This window comes from Flavobacterium sp. N2038, assembly GCF_025947185.1.
Taxonomy (GTDB): Bacteria; Bacteroidota; Bacteroidia; order Flavobacteriales; family Flavobacteriaceae; genus Flavobacterium.
Genome location: NZ_CP110001.1, coordinates 1 through 22,165 on the forward strand (window position 1 = coordinate 1; position 22,165 = coordinate 22,165).

Here is a 22,165-nt window from a genome sequence, read left to right on the forward strand (position 1 = left end):
TTTTCTCCCAATTCAAACATATCACCTAAAATCATTACTTTATTCTCACTGTCTAATTGAAGAAAATTAGTAATTGCTACAGCCATACTGCTTGGATTAGAATTATAAGCATCTAGTATAATTTGATTTGATCCTTATTTAATAACTGAGATCTGTTATTAGCAGGAATATAGTTTTCTATGGCCTCTTTTATGGCTTCGTCATTAACTTTAAAATAGGTACCTATAGAAACTGCAGCATTTATATTATTTGCATTATAAAGTCCTATTAAATGAGATTTAATAACAAAATCACTATAGTCAATAACAACAAAAGGATTGGCGTTAATGCTTTTAATGCTAAGATCTGCCGTAGCATTATTTACTCCAAAAGTAAACTTTTCAATTCCATTTGATTTATCTATCTGAATAGGATCTTCTAAATTAACAAAGACAACTTTGTCATTTTTTGCAAGATACTGGTACATTTCACTTTTCCCTTCAATCACGCCCTGAACACCTCCAAAACCTTCAAGATGCGCTTTTCCAAGTTGGTGATATAACCAAAATCCGGCTGGGCAATTTCACATAAAAATTCAATTTCTTTTTTATGATTTGCTCCCATTTCTACAATTCCAATTTCAGTTTCTTTTGTAAAAGAAAGCAACGTAAGCGGAACTCCGATATGATTGTTTAAATTACCAACTGTGGCTTTGGTTTTGTACTTTTTAGACAAAACAACATTATAAGTTCTTTGGTTGTAGTTTTTCCATTGCTGCCCGTTAAAGCGATTATCGTAACTTTAAATAGCTTCGGTGAAATTTTGCAAGCTCCTGCAATGTTTCTAAGCTGTTTTTTACCAAAATTGTTCTTTCGTCTATCAAATACGATTCGTTGTCAATAACAACAAACAAAGCACCTAATTTCAAGGCTTCTTCAGCAAAAGTATTAGCGTCAAAATTCTCCCCTTTAATAGCAAAAAACATTGATCCTTTTTCAATCTTTCTGGTATCAATTGAAAGCGAATTACATTGCAAAAATAAACTATGAATGTCCTGAATACTCATTTATATAATTTTTTATAGGTGATAAAAGTAGAAAAAAAAGAATAAAAAAATTCCAAATTCCATACTGAATATTCAGCTTTTGGAATTTGGAATTTTTTATTAAAATTTCTAAATCTTAGTTCCTTGGTGATTTTCTTTTTTCAGCTTTAGAACCTACTCTAGACATTGCACATCTGAAACCAATGTAATCAGTTGCCATATCCTGAGGGAAATATCTTCTTTGAGCCGGATCTAACCAATATGCTCTGTCTCTCCAAGAACCTCCTTTGTAAACTCTTACTTTATCATCGATTAAAGTTGTACGTTTACTAGAGTTATCATATTTTCTGATCATTTTTCCTAAACTGTCAGTTGTAACATTATGTTTAGGAGAATTGTACATTGCCTGATCTGCTTTTGGACCTGACTCTGAATCTCCGAAGTCAAAATATCTAGAAGATTGTTTATCACCATCTCTGTAGTTGATATTATCACTTTGACTAAAGTTTTGTCTTAAATATGTTTCTTGTTCATCAACAGGTATCTGAGCAATTTCACCTGGAAGGTTTCTTGCAATCACTTTACCGTTGCTTAAAGTATCGTATTTAATGTTAGCTGTAAAACGATTTCAATTTTACCGTCTTTACCAATTTTATTTTAGCATATTGATTTCCTCTATAGTAGTTAAAATCATTTGCTTCGTTATCAATAATAGGTCTGTAAACATCGGCACCCATTCTGCAACGTTACCAGCCATATCGTATAATCCGAAATCGTTTGGTGCGTAGCTTTTTACAGAGTTTGTGATATCTGCTCCATCATCAGACCACCCGCAATTCCACCGTAATCACCGTTTCCTTGTTTAAAGTTAGCCAATTGATCTCCTTTGTTTTTACGTTTTGACGAACGAGTATAATCTCCGGACCAAGGATATTTCTTTTGTCCTTTGTAGATGTTATATTCTCTTTGTCCAACATCAGCAGCGGCAGCATACTCCCACTCAGCTTCAGTTGGAAGTCTGTATTCCGGTAAGATAACTCCTGAAGAACGTTGTGCATACACATTTTTCTCTTCTGGAACTACACCGTCTTTTCCTGCTTTAGGTCTTCTTCCGTTAGGGTTTTTCTTTAATACTAACTCTTCATTTCCTCCATAAGTTAGATGGAGACGCAACGTAAGCTTCAGTATTAAATAAACTTTCAGCACTTACATCATTTTTTTAGCACCTTTTTAAGATAACCGTTTTTTTCTAAAACTGCCTCGTTCACACGGTCAGTTCTCCATTTACTAAATTCAACAGCCTGAATCCAGTTTACACCAACTACAGGATAGTTTGCATAAGAAGGATGTCTCAAATAGTTGTTAGTCATCGTTTCATTATATCCTAAACGATTTCTCCAAACTAATGTATCTGGTGATGCTCCTTCGTAAATGTTTTTGTAATTTTCTTCTGTTGGAGGAAAACTTTTTTCAACCACTCCAGGTATTCTAAGTACATACCATTGGTAACTTCGGTTTCATCCATATAGAATGACTGAACGTGTTGTTGGTTGGTGTGTTATTCCAATCGTGCATAACATCATCCTGTACTTTACCCATTGTAAATGTACCTCCTTCAACAAAAACTAAACCAGGACCAGCCTGTTGTTTTTTTCCTGCATTTCTAGCAGCCGTTCCATTTTGACTATCTACATCCCAGCCAGTCGCTCGAGAAGCGTGAGTGGAACTCGATTTTTTGCTACAACTAGCCGTGCCCAACATCAATACCATTGACATCATTAATTGCAAGGCTACAATTTTGTTTACTTTCATACTCATTCTTAGGTGATAAATTTAGGTGCTGCAATATAATAATTAACATTTAATTAGCAACATCTGTTCTAATAATTTTATTTAGCTGTTTTTTACCAGAAAATAACCTATAGTTACGAACGCAAAAAATACTTTTTATTATTTACTATAACATGAAATACTATATTTTTACTTACTAAAATATTTCTTAAATAATTTCATTTTCATTACCAATGAAACAAGCCTTAATATTAAGTTTTTTTTTAATTCCATTTCTTTCGTTTTCTCAGTTAAACGGCAGCTTCACGGTAGATTGGCAGAGCAAAAAAGAAATGACTTATGGTGATTTAAAAACAACCATTCCTTACTTTTCGGGCAATAGTTTTCGATATGATACTACTAAAAAAAGCATAACATTACTCTTAAACGTTAGCGAATCGGGCAACTCAACCAACTCTTCGGTTCAGATTTCCAACGTAAATTATGAAGCAATTTCTATTAATGATCTTGGCGATTTAACAACCGAAAATATTCCCGAAAAACCAAATGAAACGTTAAAAATCGCCTCGTCAAGAGATAAAAAACAAATTTTTCTATCGCTTTCACCTATTATTAAAGACGAAATGGTTTCAAAAGAATTCGTTCTTTTCTTATTCCTCAAGCAATACTACATCAAAAAACAGCAACACTTTTTCCACACAAAAATCAAATGCCATAGTCAACTCTGTATTAGCCTCAGGAGATTGGTATCGCTTCTACGTAGAAAAATCAGGTGTATATAAAATCTCCAGATCTTTTCTGCAAAGTTTAGGGTTTGATCCCGGAAAAACAGACCCAAAAAGGATAAAATATACGGAAACGGCGGAAGAATGCTTCCTTTAGCAAATAGCACATACTACCCGGAAGACCTGACAGAAAATGCAATCCAGGTTATTGGAGAAAATGACGGCGTTTTCAACAATGAAGATTACATTCTTTTCTATGCCGAAGGAGTTGAAAACTGGAACACAGAAAGCCAGACCAATCTTAACCTATTTGACACAAAATCCTACTACTATATTACTGATGCCGGCAACGAAGGAAAAAGAATCTCTACTATAATTCAACCATCCGGCAATAGCACTCTCGAGCTAAACACGTTTGATGACTATCAATACCACGAAATCGACCAAACCAACATTGCACATTTGGGACGTCAGTGGTTTGGAGAATCATTTGACATAAATCAGGATCAGGATTTTGCCTTTACATTTCCAAATCTGGATACTTCTGTACCTGTAAAAATAGCCGTTACTGCGGCTTCAGCTGCATTTACCCCTACTTCATTTGCAGTAAGCGCAAACGGACAAAATATTGGAACTATTTCTTTCAATGCTTTAGTTTCAAGTTCCGACGTTAAGTTTTACACCGGAAAACTACCAGCAAATGCCACATTTACCGGCTCCGAAAGTGTAAAAATAAAACTAACCTATAATAACAATGGTGTTCCGGATCAAAAGGATACCTGGACTATATCAATTTAATTGCGAAAAGAAAACTACTTGGTATTGGGAAACAATTTAAATTCCAGTATGATTTAGCGGATCAACTGCTGGAATTGTAAATTACACAATTGGCAATGCAACAGCAATTTCTCAGATCTGGGATATTACGGATATATATAATGTATCAAAAATCGAAAACAACAATCAGGCTACTTTCAGCTTTAAGGCAGCATTAGGAGAAGTTAGAAAATATATTGCTCTCGATGGTTCAGATTATTTTACTCCTTTAAAAGAAAGTCTGCCAAAAGTTACTAATCAAAACTTAAAAGGAACACTTTTCAAAAACGCTCAAAATACTTTTCAGGATATCGATTATGTAATTATTACACCCAAATCTTTAATCTCACAAGCCGAAAAATTAGCTGCTTTTCATCGCAGCCATTCCAATTTAAATGTAAAAGTAATCACATCAGAAAGCATCTATCAGGAATTTTCTTCAGGAAAACAAGACATTTCAGCCATTAGAAACTGTATTAAATACATCTATCAAAATGCTTCCTCGACCGATAAACGAATTAAGTATGTAAATTTATTTGGAGATGCCTCGTTTGATTACAAAGACAGAATCTCAAACAACACCAATATTGTACCTATATATCATTCCCTAATTAGTAATACAATTGGCGAATCTTCATTTGCTTCTGATGATTTTTACGGGCTTATGGATCCAGATGAAGGAAATATAATTTCTTTTTTTGGAGGAATTGACATTGCCGTTGGAAGAATGCTGGTTTCCAGCAGTGCACAAGCTGCAGAAATGGTAAATAAAGTTCTGGAATATCACGACATTAAATCTTACGGAAACTGGAGAAACAACTTTGTCCTGGTTAGTGATGATTCTGATCAAAGTTCTGATGCCTCTTTGCAATCAAGACAAAATGCACTTGCAGATGTTATTGCGACACAAAAACCTTTTTTCAATATTGACAAAATAATTTTAGATTCCTATACACAAGAAGCATCAGCCGGTGGCTCGAGATACCCAAAAGCCAGAAGCGACTTTTTTGATGCTTTTGAAAAAGGAGCTCTTGTCTTTAACTATCTGGGACACGGAGGAGAAGATGGTTTAGCAAGCGAACGAATTTGGGAAAAATCGGATGGACAAAATTTAAACAATCAATTTAAATACCCATTATTCATTACAATTACCTGTGAGTTTTCCCGTTTTGATGACCCAACAAGACCAACTGCCGGCGAATATACTTTTTGGAATCCAAAAGGAGGTGCTATATCAATGCTCACAACAATTCGTGCCATTGGTCAGTTTAATGCCGAAAACTTCAACGATAATCTAAGCAAAAACCTTCTTTCTTACGGATCAAATCAATACACAACTATTGCTGAAGCTCTTCGAATTTCAAAAAACGAAAACCCAAGCTCATCCAGTAATGTTATTTTTTACATTGGAGATCCTGCATTAATGCTTGCCATTCCAAAACCGAGAATTAATTTAACAAAAGTAAATGATGTTGTTATATCACAACCAATCCCGGATTTAAAATCCCTTTCAAAGATTAAAATCTCAGGTGAAATTACCGATGAAAACAACACGCTTTTAAGCAATTACAACGGTGAATTGGCAACTGCAATCTTTGATAAATTAATCACAGCTACTACATTAAATAATGATGGATATAGCCCTGCAATGTCATTTAAAACTTTAGGCGAAACGATCTTTAGAGGAAATGCCTCTGTAACCAACGGTCTTTTTGAATTTAGCTTTGTTGTACCCAGAGATATTCGTATTCCCGTTGATTACGGACGAATTAGTTTTTATTCGAAGAAAAATCAGGCTTTAGAAAATCAATCCGGCTTTAATACCACTATAAAAATAGGAGGTATAAATGAAAATGCACCACAGGACAATATAAGTCCAAAAGTTAAGTTATATATGAACGATGAAACATTTGTTTCGGGTGGTATTACAAATGATTCTCCTTTCCTTTTAGCCTTTCTTGAGGACGAAAACGGAATTAATACAGCAAGCGGAATTGGGCATGATATCGTTGCTACATTAGACGGAGACGTAAGTAATCAGTACGTTTTAAACGATTATTATCAGACAAAATTAGACGATTATACAAATGGTAATTTGCGTTTTCCGCTTAGAAATTTAAAAGCAGGATTACATACCATTAGCTTTACAGCATGGGATGTTTATAACAATCCTGTAACAAGTGAAATACAATTTATTGTTGTTGGAGACGAATCATTATCTTTAACCCACGTTCTTAACTATCCAAATCCGTTTTCAACTTACACACAATTTTGGTTTTCGCACAACAGACCTTATGAACCCTTAGAAGTTCAGGTACAGGTTATGACTATTACCGGAAAAGTAGTCTGGACCAAAAATCAGATTATCACCACCGAAGGGTTTCTTTCCAGAGAAATAACATGGGACGGAAGAGATGATTTTGGGGACCGGATAGGCAAAGGAGTTTACATTTATAAACTCACCGTTAAATCAAATTTAACAAATAAAAAAGCAGAAAAATACGAAAAGCTTGTCATCTTATAATAATATATATATTTGCAACATAAATACCATTAGTCCCAAAAATGAAAAAATTATCACTTTTATTAATTTGTTTACTAGTTATTTCTTTCGCAAAAGCCCAAGACATTGAGCGCCCAATCACAACCGGAGTTCCATTTTTATTAGTAGCAGCTGATGCGAGAGCTGCAGGTTTAGCAGATCAGGGTGTCGCAACTTCTGCAGACGTTTTCTCCCAGCAATGGAATCCTGCCAAATATGCATTCTCAATAGACAAGCAAGGTCTTTCAATCAGCTATACTCCGTATTTAACAGATTTGGCAAATGATATTTCTCTTGGTCAATTAACGTATTATAACAAAATAAACGAACGAAGTGCTTTCGCAGGAAGTTTTCGTTATTTTGGTTTTGGAGACATTGAGTTAAGAAGAACCGGAGATCCAAATGAAGTTCCTAATATTGTATCTCCAAACGAGTTTGCTCTGGACGGATCTTATTCATTAAAATTAAGCGAAACATTTTCTATGGCGGTTGCAGCGAGATATATTCGTTCTAACTTAAAAGTAGCCTCAGAAGATGTAGACGCTACCGCTGCTAAATCATTTGCAGTTGACGTTGCCGGTTTTTATCAATCTGAAGAAATCGCTTACAATGACTTCAACGGAAGATGGAGAGGTGGTTTTAATATTCAGAATTTAGGACCAAAAATCAGCTACGACAATGACGATTTAAGCTCCAATTTTTTACCTGCTAATTTACGAGTAGGTGGAGGCTTTGACTTTATCTTAGACGACTACAATAAAATTGGTGTTAGCCTTGAATTCACAAAATTATTAGTTCCAACACCTCCGGGAATAGGAACACCTGTTGACACAAACGGAGACGGAGATTTTACAGATCCGGAAGATATTACACAAGAAGAAGCCACTACAATTAGCTACAACAAATACAATGATATCGGCTGGGTAGAAGGAGTTTTTAAATCTTTTACAGATGCACCAGGCGGATTTAGCGAAGAATTAAAAGAAGTAACCTATAGTTTAGCCGGAGAATACACCTATCAGGATGCATTCTCAGTAAGAGCAGGATATTTCCACGAGAGCCCTCAAAAAGGAGCCAGACAATTCTTTTCTTTAGGGGCTGGTTTCAAGTACAATATCGTAAAAGTTGACGTTTCCTATTTATTCTCAACTTCAAAAGTTAAAAATCCGTTAGAAAACACCCTTCGTTTTTCTTTAACGTTTAACTTTGGCGACAAATACGAAGAATATTAAAAAGACCAAATAAAAAAACATATAACAATCCAAATTTCTAATTTTTTAGGAATTTGGATTTTTTTTCCCTTAAAAACAATGAAAGAAATCAGCATTACATCATCCTTTAATGTATATAACAGCATAGAAGAACTCTCAGAAGAAATTCAAAATTTAATGCAGCAGGCTATTGAAATTCGTAAAAAAGCATATGCACCTTATTCTCAATTTAGAGTTGGAGCCGCTTTATTACTGGATAATGGCAAAATAATTTTAGGTTCAAATCAGGAAAATGCAGCATATCCATCGGGATTATGTGCAGAACGCGTAGCAATTTTTCATGCCGGAAGTATTTATCCGGAAGCCAAAATACTAAAAATAGCGATTACTGCAGCTTCAGACACGAATCAGACTACAGCGCCAATTCCACCTTGTGGCTCTTGCCGTCAGTCAATTGCAGAATACGAAATTAAACAAGACACCCCTATCGAAATTTATTTTATGGGAGAAATTGGTGAAGTTTATAAATCGGCATCCCTAAAAAATTTGCTTCCTTTTATGTTTGACAAAAAGTTCTTGTAAAAAAAAGCCAAAAAGTATCGTTTAAATTTTAGTTCTTAAATGTAATGTCTTATTTTTGCATCCCGACCTTTCGGGCGCAAATTTGTGGGAGGAAACTATTTTGCGTTATAGGCAACAATTGATAACACAAACAAACTTTAGCAAAAGAAAGAATTCAGATGAAAGAAGTTACAAAAGAAGTATATTTAAAGTGGTACGAAGACATGCTACTTTGGAGAAAGTTTGAAGACAAACTTGCAGCATTATACATTCAACAAAAAGTTAGAGGTTTTTTACACCTATATAATGGTCAGGAAGCTGTATTAGCGGGCGCTTTGCACGCTATGGATCTGACTAAAGATAAAATGATTACTGCTTACAGAAATCACGTTCAGCCAATTGGTATGGGAGTTGACCCTAGAAATGTAATGGCAGAACTTTTAGGAAAAGTTACAGGAACTTCTAAAGGTATGGGAGGTTCTATGCACATTTTCTCTAAAGAACACCGTTTTTACGGAGGTCACGGTATTGTTGGTGGACAAATTCCAGTTGGAGCTGGTTTAGCTTTTGCTGATAAATATTTCAACACTGGCGGTGTTACTATGACTTACTTTGGTGATGGTGCTGCTAGACAAGGTTCTCTTCACGAAGCTTTCAATATGGCCATGTTATGGAAACTTCCAGTTGTATTTATCGTTGAAAACAACGGTTATGCAATGGGAACTTCTGTAGAAAGAACCGCAAACCACACTGACATCTGGAAATTAGGTTTAGGTTATGAAATGCCTTGCGGACCTGTTGACGGAATGAACCCTGTAAAAGTTGCTGAAGCAATGCACGAAGCGATCGAAAGAGCGCGTCGTGGAGACGGACCAACTTTCCTTGAAATGAAAACGTACCGATACAGAGGACATTCTATGTCTGATGCACAATTATACCGTTCAAAAGAAGAGGTTGAAGAGTACAAAAAAATCGACCCTATTACTCAGGTTCTTGATGTAATCCTGGATCAAAAATATGCTACAGAAGAAGAAATTGAAGTAATTGACCAAAGAGTTAAAGACTTGGTTGAAGAATGTCAAAAATTCGCTGAAGAATCTCCATATCCAGACTTACAGCAATTATACGATGTAGTATACGCACAAGAAGACTATCCATTTACACCTCATAAACTATAACATCATGGCGATTAAAGTAACAATGCCTCGTTTGAGCGATACTATGACGGAAGGAACGGTAGCGACTTGGTTAAAAAAAGTAGGCGACAAAATCAGCGAAGGAGATATCCTTGCTGAAATTGAAACAGACAAAGCAACGATGGAGTTCGAATCTTTTAACGAAGGAACTCTTTTACATATCGGAATTCAGGCTGGAGAAACTGCTCCTGTTGATTCATTATTGGCCATCATTGGTAAAGAAGGAGAAGATATTTCTGCTCTTTTAGCTGGTGGTGACGCTCCTGCCGAAGCACCAAAAGCGGATGCTCCTGCTGCAGAAGCAAAAACAGAAACTGCTGCTCCAAAAGCTGCAGCTGAATTACCAAAAGGTGTTATTGTTGTAACCATGCCTCGTTTGAGTGATACAATGACAGAAGGTACAGTAGCAAGCTGGCTAAAAAAAGTTGGCGATACTGTAGCTGAGGGTGATATTTTAGCCGAAATTGAAACAGACAAAGCTACTATGGAGTTTGAGTCTTTCAATGCCGGAACATTATTATACATCGGAATTCAGGAAGGAAGCACTGCTCCTGTTGATAGCTTATTAGCTATTATTGGACCTGCAGGAACTGACATTTCAGGAATTGCCGATAACTTTACTGCCGGAGGTGCTGCAACTGCAAGCGCCCCTGCACAAGAAACCAAAGCTGCTCCTGCTGCTGAAAAAGCAACAGAAACTGTAGCTGATAATTCAAACGGAAGAGTTTTAGCTTCTCCATTAGCTAAGAAAATTGCATCTGACAAAGGAATCCAATTATCACAAGTTAAAGGATCTGGAGAAAACGGACGTATCGTAAAAAGCGATATCGAAAACTTTACTCCATCTGCACAAGCACAACAACCAGCTGCAACTACAACTGCTGCTGCGCCAAAAACTGAAACTGCCGCTCCTGCTGCACCAAAAGTTTTTGTTCCTGCCGGAGAAGTGTTTACAGAAGAGATCAAAAACTCTCAAATGCGTAAAATCATTGCTAAGCGTCTTGCAGAGTCTTTATTTACAGCTCCTCATTACAACTTAGTAATCGAAGTAAGCATGGATGAAGCAATGCAGGCAAGAGCTGCCATCAATAGCGTTCCGGATACAAAAGTATCTTTCAACGATATGGTAATCAAAGCTTGTGCTTTAGCATTGAAAAAACATCCAAAAATTAACTCTACCTGGAAAGAAGACGCTATCATCATCAACCACCACGTAAATATTGGTGTTGCTGTAGCTGTTGAAGACGGATTAGTAGTTCCTGTATTGAAATTTACAGATGCTATGAGTTTATCTCAAATTGGCGGAAGCGTAAGAGACCTTGCCGGAAGAGCTAAAAACAAAAAATTAGGACCACAAGAAATGGAAGGAAGCACATTTACAGTTTCTAACCTTGGAATGTTTGGTATCACTGAATTTAATTCAATTATCAACCAGCCAAACTCTGCAATCCTTTCTGTAGGTGCAATTGTTGAGAAACCAGTAGTTAAAAACGGTCAAATTGTAGTTGGAAACACAATGATGTTATCATTAGCTTGTGACCACAGAACAATTGATGGTGCAACTGGCGCTCAATTCTTACAAACTTTAAAACAATACATCGAAAGCCCAGTTACAATGTTGGCATAATTTCAAATTGTCAGCCTGAGCGAAGTCGAAGGTTATTATTCATAATTAAATCCCGTTTTGTTTATTCAAAACGGGATTTTTTGTTTAATTTTCATCCTCAAATTCAAAACCACACAAAATGAAGAAATTAATTCTTGTTACTTTATTTCTGACTGCTATTGCCTGCCAGAAAAAAGAGCAAACAGAAAAACCAACCAGCATTGTAGATGAACACAGCTATTCTAAACCAGAACTTGCTGTAGTTAAACACCTTGATCTTGATATTAAAGTTGATTTTGATACACAGACAATTTCAGGAAAAGCATCGTGGACAATTGACAATGTTAGCAAAGGAAATGAAATTATTTTCGACGAAAACACACTAAACATTACAAAAGTAACTTTAGGCGACGACGAAAAAGAAACAAAATTTGAACTTGGAAAAGATGTTGAATTTCATGGAAAACCACTTCACGTTACCATTGAACCAACTACAACTAAAGTAAACATTTACTACAGTACAACAAAAGATGCTATTGCATTACAATGGCTCACACCAGCTCAAACTGCAGATAAAAAGAAACCTTTTGTTTTTTCTCAGGGAGAAAGTATCTGGTCACGTACCTGGATTCCTTGTCAGGATTCACCGGGAATTCGTTTTACTTATAACGCAAAAGTTACCGTTCCTAAAGATTTATTGGCAGTAATGAGCGCAGTAAATCCACAGAAAAAAAATGATACCGGAGTTTATACTTTTAAACAAGACAAAGCAATTCCGTCTTATTTAATGGCAATTGCAGTTGGAGATATTGAATTTCAATCTATCGATAACAGAACCGGAGTTTATGCAGAACCTTCAATGCTAAAAAAATCGGCTTGGGAATTTGCAGAACTTGGAAAAATGGTTGTGGCAGCCGAAAAATTATACGGCCCATACCGTTGGGGACGTTACGATGTATTAGTTCTTCCACCGAGTTTCCCTTATGGCGGAATGGAAAATCCAAACCTAACTTTTTTAACTCCTGGTGTAATTGCAGGAGATCGCTCTTTAACAAGTTTACTGGCACATGAATTAGGACATAGCTGGAGCGGAAACTTAGTTACCAATGCAACCTGGGATGATATTTGGTTAAACGAAGGCTTTACAACTTACGTTGAACACAGAATTGGCGAAGAAATCTTCGGCGAAAAAGAATTCGAAATGCAAAATGTTATCACTCGTAAAGAATTACTTGATAACGTAGCCGAATATGGAGATACAAATCCGGACACCAGACTAAAAGTAAGTCTTACCGGAAGAAATCCTGACGACGGAATCAGTATGATACCTTATGTAAAAGGATATGCCTTTTTAAGAGTTATCGAAAATGCCGTAGGACGCGAGAAATTTGATTCGTTTATCAAAAACTATTTCGATTCGCACGCCTTCAAATCAATTACAACAGAAGACTTTGTTAAATACATCAATGAAAACCTTATTAAAGACGACAAAGTTTTAGCTGATAAAATCAAATTAGAAGACTGGATTTACAAACCGGGAATCCCATCAAATATAACTCCGGTAAGTTCCGCAGATTTTGATGCCATTGATAAAATCCAAAAAAGCTGGAGAGAAACTGGCGTACAAGGATTAAGCAAAAAAATCACAACAACTACAGAAAAACAACATTTTATAGATCATCTTCCAGCAGATATTACAGTAAAAGAAATGGAAGCTCTTGATAAAGAATTTAACTTTACAAATGGCGGTAATTTTATCATCAAACGTCAATGGTTTGTACAGGCAATTCGCCATCAATACAAAGCAGCAAATCCTGCAATTGAACAATTTTTAATAGGAAGCAGCAGGACCGGATCTGTAATGATGCTATATAAAGAAATGGTAAAAACACCAGAAGGAAAAGTTTGGGCAAACCAAATTTTTGATAAAGCAAAATCTGGTTACCACGCTACAACTATTCAAGATATCAAAGGCACTTTAAAATAGTTTTTAATTTCACATTAAAACTTAAAATCTCCAATTACAATTGTAATTGGAGATTTTTTTTCTTAAGACTAATGTTTAGTTTTTATTCTTAGCTTCAATCCATTTCGACATATACATGGTGCTCCTAAAAGCATGATGCTGCAATAAATTACCCATAAAATTATGCAGGCGATGCTCATCAGAATTCATCAATAAAGATTTTACTTTTATGATTAAATCATCAGCATAATTATTCTTCTGATAACATTCATTAATGATTACAACACCATTTTTCTGAGCTTGTTTCCAAAGATTTTCATCCTCATACAAGAGAACAGCCTGTTTTGCAAACTCTTGTATATCATCTGTAATAAAACCATTCCAGGGTAGATTTGCATGCATTGCTTCTGAACCAATAGATGTAGTAATACTTGGCGTTCCGCATTGCATAGCTTCTAATAATTTTCCTTTTAAACCAGCTCCAAAACGAATTGGCGCCAAAACAATTCGGGCATTTTTAACCACTTCTATTGCATTTGCCGCCCTTCCCATAATATAAAATCCATTCTTGGGCTGATGCAATTGCAAAACCTTTTGAGAAGGGTAAGCACCATAAACTTCTAAAACAGCTTCCGGCAATTGCTTTTTTATCAAAGGCCAAATTGTTTCTTTTAAATACTGAACTGTATTCCAATTAGGCTCATGAAGAAAATTACCTATAAAAACAAAATGCTTTCGTTCACTAAACAAAGGCAATTCCAAAAGATTTTTCTCTGACATTTCATCTACTAAAAATGGCAAATAATGCAATACAGCTGAATCAATTTTAAAGACATTTTTTAAAACTTCCATTTCAAATTCAGAAATCATAAAAGACAAATCACATCTTAAAACACTGGCAATTTCACGTTTAGCAACTTCTTCCGAAAGTAAATCTGTCAATTTAAAAACCCTGTTTTCTTTAAAAGCTTTTTGCCTCGCAGTTCGCAAACTATGTAAATCTTCTGTATCTAAAAGACGAATGGCTTTTGGGCATTTCTCAGTAACACGCCAGCCAAATTGTTCTTCGATCATAAAGCGATCAAATAAAACAACATCAGGATTTAATTCGACTATAAAATCATCAAAAGTTGAACTATTTAAAGCTATGTTCTTTTTTTCGACTCCAAACGCGTTTAAATCAACCATGAAATCACTATCCAGAGCCGGACTTGCAAATGTAATTTCAAATCCGTCTTTTTTAAAAATAGAGATCAATTGCATCATTCTGCTTCCTGCAGCCGATGAATTTGGTTCCGGCCATACAAAACCGATAATTAAAAGTTTTTTTATTTGATTCATAATCTTTGTTTCATATTACAAAATAATACTTTTTCCGCGGATTTGCACCCAATTTTCAGAGATTCGGTCGTAAAAAATCACTAATTTTGCAAAATCTAAATTCTGTGAAATTATGTTAGGACTAAAATTAGCTACGGACCCACGCTGGGTAAATATTGTTGAATCGAATATCGAAGAAATATTAACGGATCATGCCTGGTGTGAACAAAAAGCGGCTTCAAATGCAATTAGTTTAGTCACATACAACTCCGAATTAGAGGAATTAGTTACCGAAATGCTTGTTATTGCAAGAGAAGAATTAGAGCATTTACAAATGGTTCACGACATTATCAAGAAAAGAGGCCTGACGCTTGGGCGTGAAAGAAAAGATCATTATGTGAATGAACTTTTTAAATTCATGAAGAAAGACGGAAGCCGAAAAGACGCCCTTTGTGATCGTTTGTTATTCTCGGCCATGATTGAAGCCCGAAGCTGTGAGCGTTTCAAAGTCCTTTCAGAAAATATAAAAGACGAAGAATTAGCCAAATTCTACAGAGATTTAATGATTTCAGAAGCCGGACACTATACTACTTTTTTAGGCTTTGCAAGAAAATATACAGACAATATAGATATAGACAAACGTTGGAAAGAATGGATCGAATATGAAGGTTCAATCATTACCAATTATGGAAAAAAAGAAACTGTACACGGATAGTCTACAGTTTCTTTTTCTTTAAAACATGTTCTCCTTTTAAATATCACAACGTATAGCACTTTTTTTATGTCAAAAAACAAAACAAAATCCGTCTTGTTAAAAATAGCAAAATACACAGGAATTACTCTTGCTGTACTTATTGCCTTATTATTTTTAACACCTGTTATTTTTGCTGATAAAATTAAAGAACAAATTAAGAAAACAGCAAATGAAAAACTTAGTGCAGAACTAAATTATTCTGATGTTTCTGTCTCATTTTTTCACCACTTCCCTTCCCTGACTTTAACACTGGACAACTTAAGTCTTAACGGATCTGCGCCTTATACAAACGAAAAATTCATTACAGCCAAAGAAGTTTCTTTTGGAATTAATATTGCCAGTTTAATCTTTAGCAAAGCCGTAAAAATTGATCAGATTTACTTGTCTGACTCTTTTATTAATGTAAAAGTAAATGCCAAAGGAGAAGCAAACTACAATATCTACAAATCTACTGCTAATGCAAAACCAGCGGACAGCACCGAAACCGCTTTAAAACTGGAGCGAATTGAGATTTTAAACAGTAAAATAATATATGATGATCTTTCTACCAAAGTACATTTTGATGCTTTTGGATTTGATTATTTAGGAAAAGGTGATTTAAACAAATCGATTTTTGACCTTTACTCTAAAGCCAAAATAGAAAAACTGAATCTGATTTACGAAGATGAACCCTATTTGATGAACAAAAAGGTAAATGCCGACTTAATCACAAAAGTAAATGTAAACTCATTATCCTTTTTCTTCCAGCAAAATGACCTGAAAATCAATCAGCTTTTAGTTGATTTTAAAGGGAAATTTGATTTCCTGAAAGATGGCTATAACATGGATTTTGTTATAAAATCCAACAACAGTAAGCTGTATGACGTTTTTACTGCTCTTCCTCCTAAATATATTACCTGGCTTTCTAAAACTGAATTAAAAGGAAACACAAACCTTCTTTTAACCTTAAAAGGAGATTATATTGCATCTCAGAATATTGCCCCTGAACTTGATCTTGATGTAAAAATCGACAGCGGATTTGTCAATTATAACAAAAGTGCTTTTCCGGTTTCGAACTTAAGTTTAGATGTTAAAACCAGGCTTCCGTCATTAAATCCGGATCTTGCCATTATTGATGCAAAAAACGTATCGCTTAATATAAATAAGGATTATTTAAAATCGAAATTCTACGTAAAAGGCATAAATACCCCGGAAATTAATGCTGATTTTAAAGCTAAAATTGATCTTGAAAAACTGACTAAAGCGTTAGGAATTCCTGAAATAGAATTAAAAGGAAATTTAGCAGGGGATATTAAAGCAAACGGAAAACTTGATCCAAAAAACAAGCTTCTTCCCGTTACAAATGGCTACATTAATTTAGAAAACGGATATTTAAAAACAAAATACTACCCAAATCCAATTACAAACATTATTGTAAAAGCTGATATTAATAATCCAAAGGGAACTTATGATGATTTGAAGATAAAACTAAAACCTGCTCAATTTACTTTTGAAGGAAAACCTGTTTTTGTAGATGCCGACCTGAGCAACTTTAATGATTTATCTTATGACATTAAGGCAAAAGGAGAATTGGATGTCAATAAAATTTATAGAGTTTTCTCTCAAAAAGGCCTTGATTTGGATGGTTTTGTAAAAGCAGATGTGGTTCTAAAAGGAAAACAAAGCGATGCCGAAAAAGGCAACTATAGCAAACTTCATAACAAAGGAACACTTGAATTGCGCAACATTGGCATTACATCAGAATATCTTCCTAAAAGATTCATTATTAAGGAAGGTGTTTTCAAAATCAATCAGGATAAAATGTATTTCAATAACTTTTTGGCTGCCTATGGTCAATCCGATTTTAAAATGAATGGTTATTTACAGAATGTTCTTAATTATGCTACAACCAACACTGGTGTTCTAAAAGGTTCGTTTAAGTCGTCATCAAGATATATAAATGTTGACGAATTCATGTCAAGCACTGATCCGAATACTTCTGTAACACAAAGTTCTGCTCCAAAAACAGAAGCAAAACAAACTGAAACAAAACAGACCGGAGTTATTATTATTCCGTCTAATCTGAATTTACAGTTTACAGCAAATGCACAAAAAGTTTCATTTGACAAGCTCAAACTGCAAAATGCAACCGGAAATTTGAGCATGAAAAATGGAAAACTAAACATGCAAAACACTGGCTTCAATTTAATTGGCTGTAATGTTACCATGAATGCCAATTATCAGGCAGTAACACCTAAAAAAGCCAATTTTGACTATGCAATAAAAGCAACAGATTTCGACATTAAAAGAGCTTACAACGAAATTGAAGTTTTCAGAAAAATGGCAAGCGCAGCAGAGAAAGCACAGGGAATTGTTTCTTTGGATTATCAACTAAAAGGCCGTTTAAATGCAAACATGGAACCTGTCTATCCATCTCTTACCGGAGGCGGTATTCTTTCTATAAAAGATGTAAAAGTGCGCGGATTGAAAATGTTTAATGCAGTGAGCAAGGAAACAAATTCGGAGTCGATGAAAAACCCCGATCTTTCTAAAGTTGATATTAAAACTACAATCAAAAACAATATTATGACTGTAGAACGTTTTAAATTTAAGTTTGCAGGCTTTAGACCGCGAATTGAAGGCACAACAACTTTGGACGGAAAACTGAACTTAAAAATGCGTTTAGGACTACCTCCATTAGGTATATTTGGAATCCCGTTAACAGTAACCGGAACTCAGGATAATCCAAAAATAAAAGTGGGAAGAAAATCCCAGGATTTAGAAGAAACAAAAGATACTGAGGAATAAATGTTTTAAATTCCAATTAACAAAATTCCAAAATCCAATTTTTCAAAAATACTTATCAGCCTTTGTCAAAGTTTTCAAACTCTGATAAAGGCTTTTCTTTTTATAGTGCTCAAGTCGCAATAAACAGCATTTCAGAGACATATAATATTCCTTTACCCATAAGCCATAATAATCCGGCTAATCCCATCAATTTCCAGGCCCAGCCCCTTCCTCGTTTCCAGTCAGAAAAAAACGAAAAGACTTCGAGATATTTTATTATAATAAACATACTTGCTGCTATTAATGAAAACCAGATAATTTCATTTAAACGAACAAAATAACTATAAAATAAAACGACAAGAAGAAAAACAACAGTAACAAACTGCAAATAGCAATAATTCCTAAAACTGTACTTATGATTTATTTTACAAGATAAAATCAAAAATGATAGTATTAACAAACTAACTAATGCCGCATTTATATTATTAAAGACAGGATTCAACTGAAAAGCAAGCACAACAACTACAACAACAGCTATAACAGTACAAGCTCCAAGCGAATTAATACTTCTATCCCTATTATAATCTGCAGTGAACGGAAATAAAACCGGATAGATATATTTTTCTAAAGAACGCCAAAAAGGCAGCGCATAGATCGCAGCAATACCAGAAATAACTATTTCATAATTATAGAAAATATCTTCCGGAACATTAAACAATACATACAAAAGTGCAAGAGTTACAATAACAGCAGGAAAACTAATTGTTTTTATTGTTTCCCACGGATCTGATCCCCAAAAATTATTTTCTATTTCATAAACATATTTTTTTACCCAGTATTCTTTGGTAAAAATAGCTGTCGACTGACTCCACAACAAAAACAAACCCAAATGAATAATTACGGTTCGCAGCACAAACTCTTCAATTATGCATCCATAAAATATACAGGCTGCACCAATTAAAAGCAATTCGTAAGTTAACAAAACCGGTGAAAATAAAAATTTAAACAGAGGCGCCAGGCGATTAATCAAAAACTGAATCAGAAGACTCCAATATCTTTTAAACAAAGCTATCAGAGCGCAAATAGCAATAAAGGCCGACAAATAAAACATCCAATTGGTTAGCAATTGTGTCTGCATCCAAAATTGAATTGCTGAATCTTTGGGCGGAGAATAAACTACCTGAGAGTTTACAAAAACCTGTCGGGCTAATTCGTCCCTCACTTTATCATCAAACTTCGGAAACTCATCTTTATGTTTCAGCCAGAATTGATTGGTATTAAAACCATTCTTTTTAAGAACTGCTAATTCATACAAAACATTTTTCTGCTCCTCATTTAACAAACTTAGATGACTATTAATACTGTCTGAAACAGTTTTCCCGTACATACTGAAACAACACAGAAATATAAGTAATACTATTTTTTTCAACTTTTAAAATTTAAGAGATAACACACAACCCAAACTAACAAATGTAAGTTTTAAAGTTTATGTAAAAATATAAAAAACAAAAAACCCGTTCATTTCTGAACGGGTTTTCTATAATAATTTATCTTAATGATTATGCTTCGAATGGAAGGATAGATACATAAGATTTGTTATCTTTTTTCTTTTGGAACTTAACAACTCCAGCTACTCTTGCGTGTAGAGTGTGATCTTTACTAATGTAAACGTTTTCACCTGGATTATGTTTTGAACCTCTTTGTCTAACGATGATGTTACCAGCAATAGCAGCCTGACCACCAAAAATCTTAATACCTAAGCGTTTTGATTCTGATTCTCTACCATTCTTCGAACTACCGACACCTTTCTTGTGAGCCATGACGTATGAGTTTAAATATTGTTATTATTCTTTAGTAGCTTCTTTTTTTGCTTTTGGAGCTGCTTTTTTAGCTTTAGGAGCTTCTACTTCTTCAGTAGCTGCATCTTCTGCCACAACTGCTTTTTTAGCTGCTGCTTTTTTAGTTCCTCCTGCTGCAGTAATACCTTCAATTACAATTTGAGTAAGATATTGTCTGTGACCATTTCTTTTTTTGTATCCTTTTCTTCTTTTCTTTTTGAAAACGATAACTTTATCACCTTTTAAGTGTTGTAACACTTTAGCTTCTACTGAAGCACCTTCTATAGCTGGGGCGCCTAAAGTTACATTTCCATTATCGTCTAATAAAAGAACTTTGTCAAAAGAAACTTTTGAACCTTCTTCGTTAGCCAAACGGTGAACATAAACCTTTAAGTCTTTGCTTACTTTAAATTGTTGCCCTGCTATCTCTACGATTGCATACATACCAAATTGATTTATTGATTTTTAAGGTTGCAAATATACAACTAATATTTTACTGTGCAATCCCTAATTCTAAAAATATTTAATTCGCTTTAATTGCTGTTTTTCAAGGTGTTTTGCACTTCTAAAAAACGTATTTGAAAGTAATTAACTGTTAAATTTTATCAAAATAAGCAAAGACTTTTAAATCATAACTAAAAAAAGGTATTTTTGATGTAACTATAATTAAGTCTTGACTACCTATTTATTTCAGGTAAATAAAAATTATTAATCTCTATGAAAAATTCAATAATGATGTTAAGTGCTGCACTAATGCTTGGCGGAGTTGCTCATGCTCAAAAAGTAGCTTTTGAAGAATACAATTTAGACAATGGCATGCATGTAATTTTGCACAACGATCCTTCTGCTCCGGTTGTTATTACATCGGTAATGTACCATGTTGGTTCAAAAGACGAACGTCCGGATCGTACCGGTTTTGCACATTTCTTCGAACATTTATTATTTGAAGGAACTCAAAATATTAAACGCGGAGAATGGATGAAAATCGTTACCGCAAATGGCGGCGTAAACAATGCCAACACTTCAGACGACAGAACTTATTATTATGAAGTTTTCCCATCAAACAGTCTGGAATTGGGGTTATGGATGGAATCTGAGCGTTTAATGCATCCTATAATCAACAAAATTGGAGTTGAAACGCAAAATGAAGTTGTAAAAGAAGAAAAGAGAATGCGTTACGACAATCAGCCTTATGGAAATATCTTGCCTGAGGTTAAAAAATACATGTTCAAAAATCATCCGTATCGCTGGACAACTATCGGCTCAATGAAAGATCTTGATGCTGCAACTTTAGAAGAATTTCAGGCTTTCAACAAAAAATTCTACACCCCAAACAATGCTGTATTGGTAGTTGCCGGAGATTTTGATAAAGTTAAAACCAAAGAGTGGATTCAGAAATATTTTGCACCAATTCCAAGAGGTGAAGAGGTTAAAAAGCAAACTTTTATCGAAGAGCCAATCACACAGACTATAAAAGCAACTTACGAAGATCCCAACATTCAGATCCCGATGGTTGTAGCTTCGTACAGAACGCCATCTATGAAAACAAGAGACGCAAGAGTTTTAGATTTAATATCTTCTTATTTAAGTGATGGAAAAAGCTCTAAGCTATACAAAAAAATAGTAGACGATAAAAAAATGGCGCTACAAATTGGCGCAGTTGGCTTTAGTCAGGAAGATTACGGAACGTATATTTTATACGGATTACCAATGGCTCCAAACACAACCGCCGATATCTTAAAAGAAATGGATGAAGAGATTGTAAAAATCCAAACCGATTTGATTTCTGAGAAAGACTATGAAAAATTACAAAATAAATTCGATAATAATTTTGTGAATGCAAATGCAACTGTTGAAGGAATCGCAGAGAATCTGGCTTCATACTATTTACTTTACGGAGATGTTAATTTAATTAATACCGAAATTGACCTTTACCACTCTATAACAAGAGAAGAAATTAGAGAAGTTGCTAAGAAGTATTTAAACCCAAATCAGCGTTTAATTTTAGATTACATCCCTACAACTAAAGTTCAAAATTAAGAGTCTCGA

The 22,165-nt window shown here is 34.7% G+C and carries 15 protein-coding genes and 2 pseudogenes; 11 read left to right on the forward strand and 6 right to left on the reverse strand.

Annotated elements, in window-relative coordinates; translation table 11 throughout:
* Positions 1 to 5 precede the first annotated feature (5 nt).
* Positions 6 to 1,045: pseudogene (locus tag OLM51_RS00005) on the reverse strand (UDP-N-acetylmuramoyl-tripeptide--D-alanyl-D-alanine ligase); the annotation flags it as partial.
* A 115-nt stretch (positions 1,046 to 1,160) separates the two neighbouring features.
* Positions 1,161 to 2,836, reverse strand: a pseudogene (gene gldJ / locus OLM51_RS00010) (gliding motility lipoprotein GldJ).
* Positions 2,837 to 3,048: 212 nt separating this feature from the next.
* Between gldJ and OLM51_RS20410 the strand changes: the two are divergent.
* The 8 genes from OLM51_RS20410 (at position 3,049) to OLM51_RS00040 (ending at position 13,459) form a co-directional block, all read left to right on the forward strand.
* Positions 3,049 to 3,597 carry a hypothetical protein gene (locus OLM51_RS20410; protein WP_319799963.1) on the forward strand — a complete coding sequence of 183 codons (549 nt, stop codon included), beginning with the start codon at positions 3,049 to 3,051 and terminating at the stop codon, positions 3,595 to 3,597.
* 87 nt (positions 3,598 to 3,684) lie between these two features.
* The gene (locus tag OLM51_RS20415) at positions 3,685 to 4,338 is read left to right on the forward strand and encodes a hypothetical protein (protein WP_319799964.1); all 654 of its coding nucleotides are present in this window, start codon (positions 3,685 to 3,687) and stop codon (positions 4,336 to 4,338) included.
* Positions 4,339 to 4,453: 115 nt separating this feature from the next.
* Positions 4,454 to 6,880 carry a type IX secretion system sortase PorU gene (porU, locus tag OLM51_RS20420; protein ID WP_319799985.1) on the forward strand — a complete coding sequence of 809 codons (2,427 nt, stop codon included), beginning with the start codon at positions 4,454 to 4,456 and terminating at the stop codon, positions 6,878 to 6,880.
* 41 nt (positions 6,881 to 6,921) lie between these two features.
* Positions 6,922 to 8,130 (forward strand): type IX secretion system outer membrane channel protein PorV, encoded by a 1,209-nt coding sequence (porV, locus tag OLM51_RS00020; RefSeq protein WP_264552388.1) that lies wholly within the window; start codon positions 6,922 to 6,924, stop codon positions 8,128 to 8,130.
* A gap of 78 nt (positions 8,131 to 8,208) precedes the next feature.
* The gene (cdd, locus tag OLM51_RS00025; RefSeq protein ID WP_264552389.1) at positions 8,209 to 8,691 is read left to right on the forward strand and encodes a cytidine deaminase; all 483 of its coding nucleotides are present in this window, start codon (positions 8,209 to 8,211) and stop codon (positions 8,689 to 8,691) included.
* 158 nt (positions 8,692 to 8,849) lie between these two features.
* Positions 8,850 to 9,848: a pyruvate dehydrogenase (acetyl-transferring) E1 component subunit alpha gene (pdhA, locus tag OLM51_RS00030; protein ID WP_053472631.1), complete on the forward strand. Its 999-nt coding sequence runs from the start codon at positions 8,850 to 8,852 to the stop codon at positions 9,846 to 9,848.
* A 4-nt stretch (positions 9,849 to 9,852) separates the two neighbouring features.
* Positions 9,853 to 11,493, forward strand: a complete 1,641-nt coding sequence (locus OLM51_RS00035) for a pyruvate dehydrogenase complex dihydrolipoamide acetyltransferase (protein WP_264552398.1) — start codon at positions 9,853 to 9,855, stop codon at positions 11,491 to 11,493.
* A 118-nt stretch (positions 11,494 to 11,611) separates the two neighbouring features.
* Positions 11,612 to 13,459, forward strand: coding sequence for a hydrolase/aminopeptidase (locus OLM51_RS00040; protein WP_264552399.1), 1,848 nt, complete (start codon positions 11,612 to 11,614; stop codon positions 13,457 to 13,459).
* 75 nt (positions 13,460 to 13,534) lie between these two features.
* Here OLM51_RS00040 and OLM51_RS00045 read toward each other — a convergent pair whose 3' ends face one another.
* A complete protein-coding gene (locus OLM51_RS00045; RefSeq protein ID WP_264552400.1) occupies positions 13,535 to 14,779 on the reverse strand; it encodes a glycosyltransferase in 1,245 nt (414 codons plus the stop codon).
* Positions 14,780 to 14,891: 112 nt separating this feature from the next.
* Between OLM51_RS00045 and OLM51_RS00050 the strand changes: the two genes are divergently transcribed.
* Positions 14,892 to 15,473, forward strand: a complete 582-nt coding sequence (locus OLM51_RS00050) for a tRNA-(ms[2]io[6]A)-hydroxylase (RefSeq protein ID WP_065448101.1) — start codon at positions 14,892 to 14,894, stop codon at positions 15,471 to 15,473.
* 93 nt (positions 15,474 to 15,566) lie between these two features.
* Positions 15,567 to 18,299, forward strand: a complete 2,733-nt coding sequence (locus OLM51_RS00055; protein WP_264552401.1) for an AsmA-like C-terminal region-containing protein — start codon at positions 15,567 to 15,569, stop codon at positions 18,297 to 18,299.
* Between the two features lie 109 nt (positions 18,300 to 18,408).
* On the opposite strand, the gene OLM51_RS00060 is transcribed toward OLM51_RS00055, so the two are convergent.
* The 3 genes from OLM51_RS00060 to rplU all read right to left on the reverse strand — a co-directional run bounded on the left by OLM51_RS00060 (position 18,409) and on the right by rplU (position 20,560).
* The gene (locus tag OLM51_RS00060) at positions 18,409 to 19,707 is read right to left on the reverse strand and encodes a hypothetical protein (protein WP_264552402.1); all 1,299 of its coding nucleotides are present in this window, start codon (positions 19,705 to 19,707) and stop codon (positions 18,409 to 18,411) included.
* A 130-nt stretch (positions 19,708 to 19,837) separates the two neighbouring features.
* The gene (gene rpmA / locus OLM51_RS00065) at positions 19,838 to 20,098 is read right to left on the reverse strand and encodes a 50S ribosomal protein L27 (protein ID WP_068844918.1); all 261 of its coding nucleotides are present in this window, start codon (positions 20,096 to 20,098) and stop codon (positions 19,838 to 19,840) included.
* Positions 20,099 to 20,122: 24 nt separating this feature from the next.
* Positions 20,123 to 20,560, reverse strand: coding sequence for a 50S ribosomal protein L21 (rplU, locus tag OLM51_RS00070; RefSeq protein ID WP_068844917.1), 438 nt, complete (start codon positions 20,558 to 20,560; stop codon positions 20,123 to 20,125).
* 273 nt (positions 20,561 to 20,833) lie between these two features.
* On the opposite strand from rplU, the gene OLM51_RS00075 reads away from it, so the two are divergent.
* Complete coding sequence (locus tag OLM51_RS00075) at positions 20,834 to 22,156, forward strand: M16 family metallopeptidase (protein ID WP_264552403.1); 1,323 nt, start codon at positions 20,834 to 20,836, stop codon at positions 22,154 to 22,156.
* Positions 22,157 to 22,165 lie beyond the last annotated feature (9 nt).

Bases quoted from the DNA above. Each gene is read 5' to 3' on its own strand.
- OLM51_RS20410 (WP_319799963.1), top strand. From the start codon at position 3,049: ATGAAACAAGCCTTAATATTAAGTTTTTTTTTAATTCCATTTCTTTCG.
- OLM51_RS20415 (WP_319799964.1), top strand. From the start codon at position 3,685: ATGCTTCCTTTAGCAAATAGCACATACTACCCGGAAGACCTGACAGAA.
- porV (WP_264552388.1), top strand. From the start codon at position 6,922: ATGAAAAAATTATCACTTTTATTAATTTGTTTACTAGTTATTTCTTTC.
- cdd (WP_264552389.1), top strand. From the start codon at position 8,209: ATGAAAGAAATCAGCATTACATCATCCTTTAATGTATATAACAGCATA.
- pdhA (WP_053472631.1), top strand. From the start codon at position 8,850: ATGAAAGAAGTTACAAAAGAAGTATATTTAAAGTGGTACGAAGACATG.
- OLM51_RS00035 (WP_264552398.1), top strand. From the start codon at position 9,853: ATGGCGATTAAAGTAACAATGCCTCGTTTGAGCGATACTATGACGGAA.
- OLM51_RS00040 (WP_264552399.1), top strand. From the start codon at position 11,612: ATGAAGAAATTAATTCTTGTTACTTTATTTCTGACTGCTATTGCCTGC.
- OLM51_RS00045 (WP_264552400.1), bottom strand. From the start codon at position 14,779: ATGAATCAAATAAAAAAACTTTTAATTATCGGTTTTGTATGGCCGGAA.
- OLM51_RS00050 (WP_065448101.1), top strand. From the start codon at position 14,892: ATGTTAGGACTAAAATTAGCTACGGACCCACGCTGGGTAAATATTGTT.
- rpmA (WP_068844918.1), bottom strand. From the start codon at position 20,098: ATGGCTCACAAGAAAGGTGTCGGTAGTTCGAAGAATGGTAGAGAATCA.
- rplU (WP_068844917.1), bottom strand. From the start codon at position 20,560: ATGTATGCAATCGTAGAGATAGCAGGGCAACAATTTAAAGTAAGCAAA.
- OLM51_RS00075 (WP_264552403.1), top strand. From the start codon at position 20,834: ATGAAAAATTCAATAATGATGTTAAGTGCTGCACTAATGCTTGGCGGA.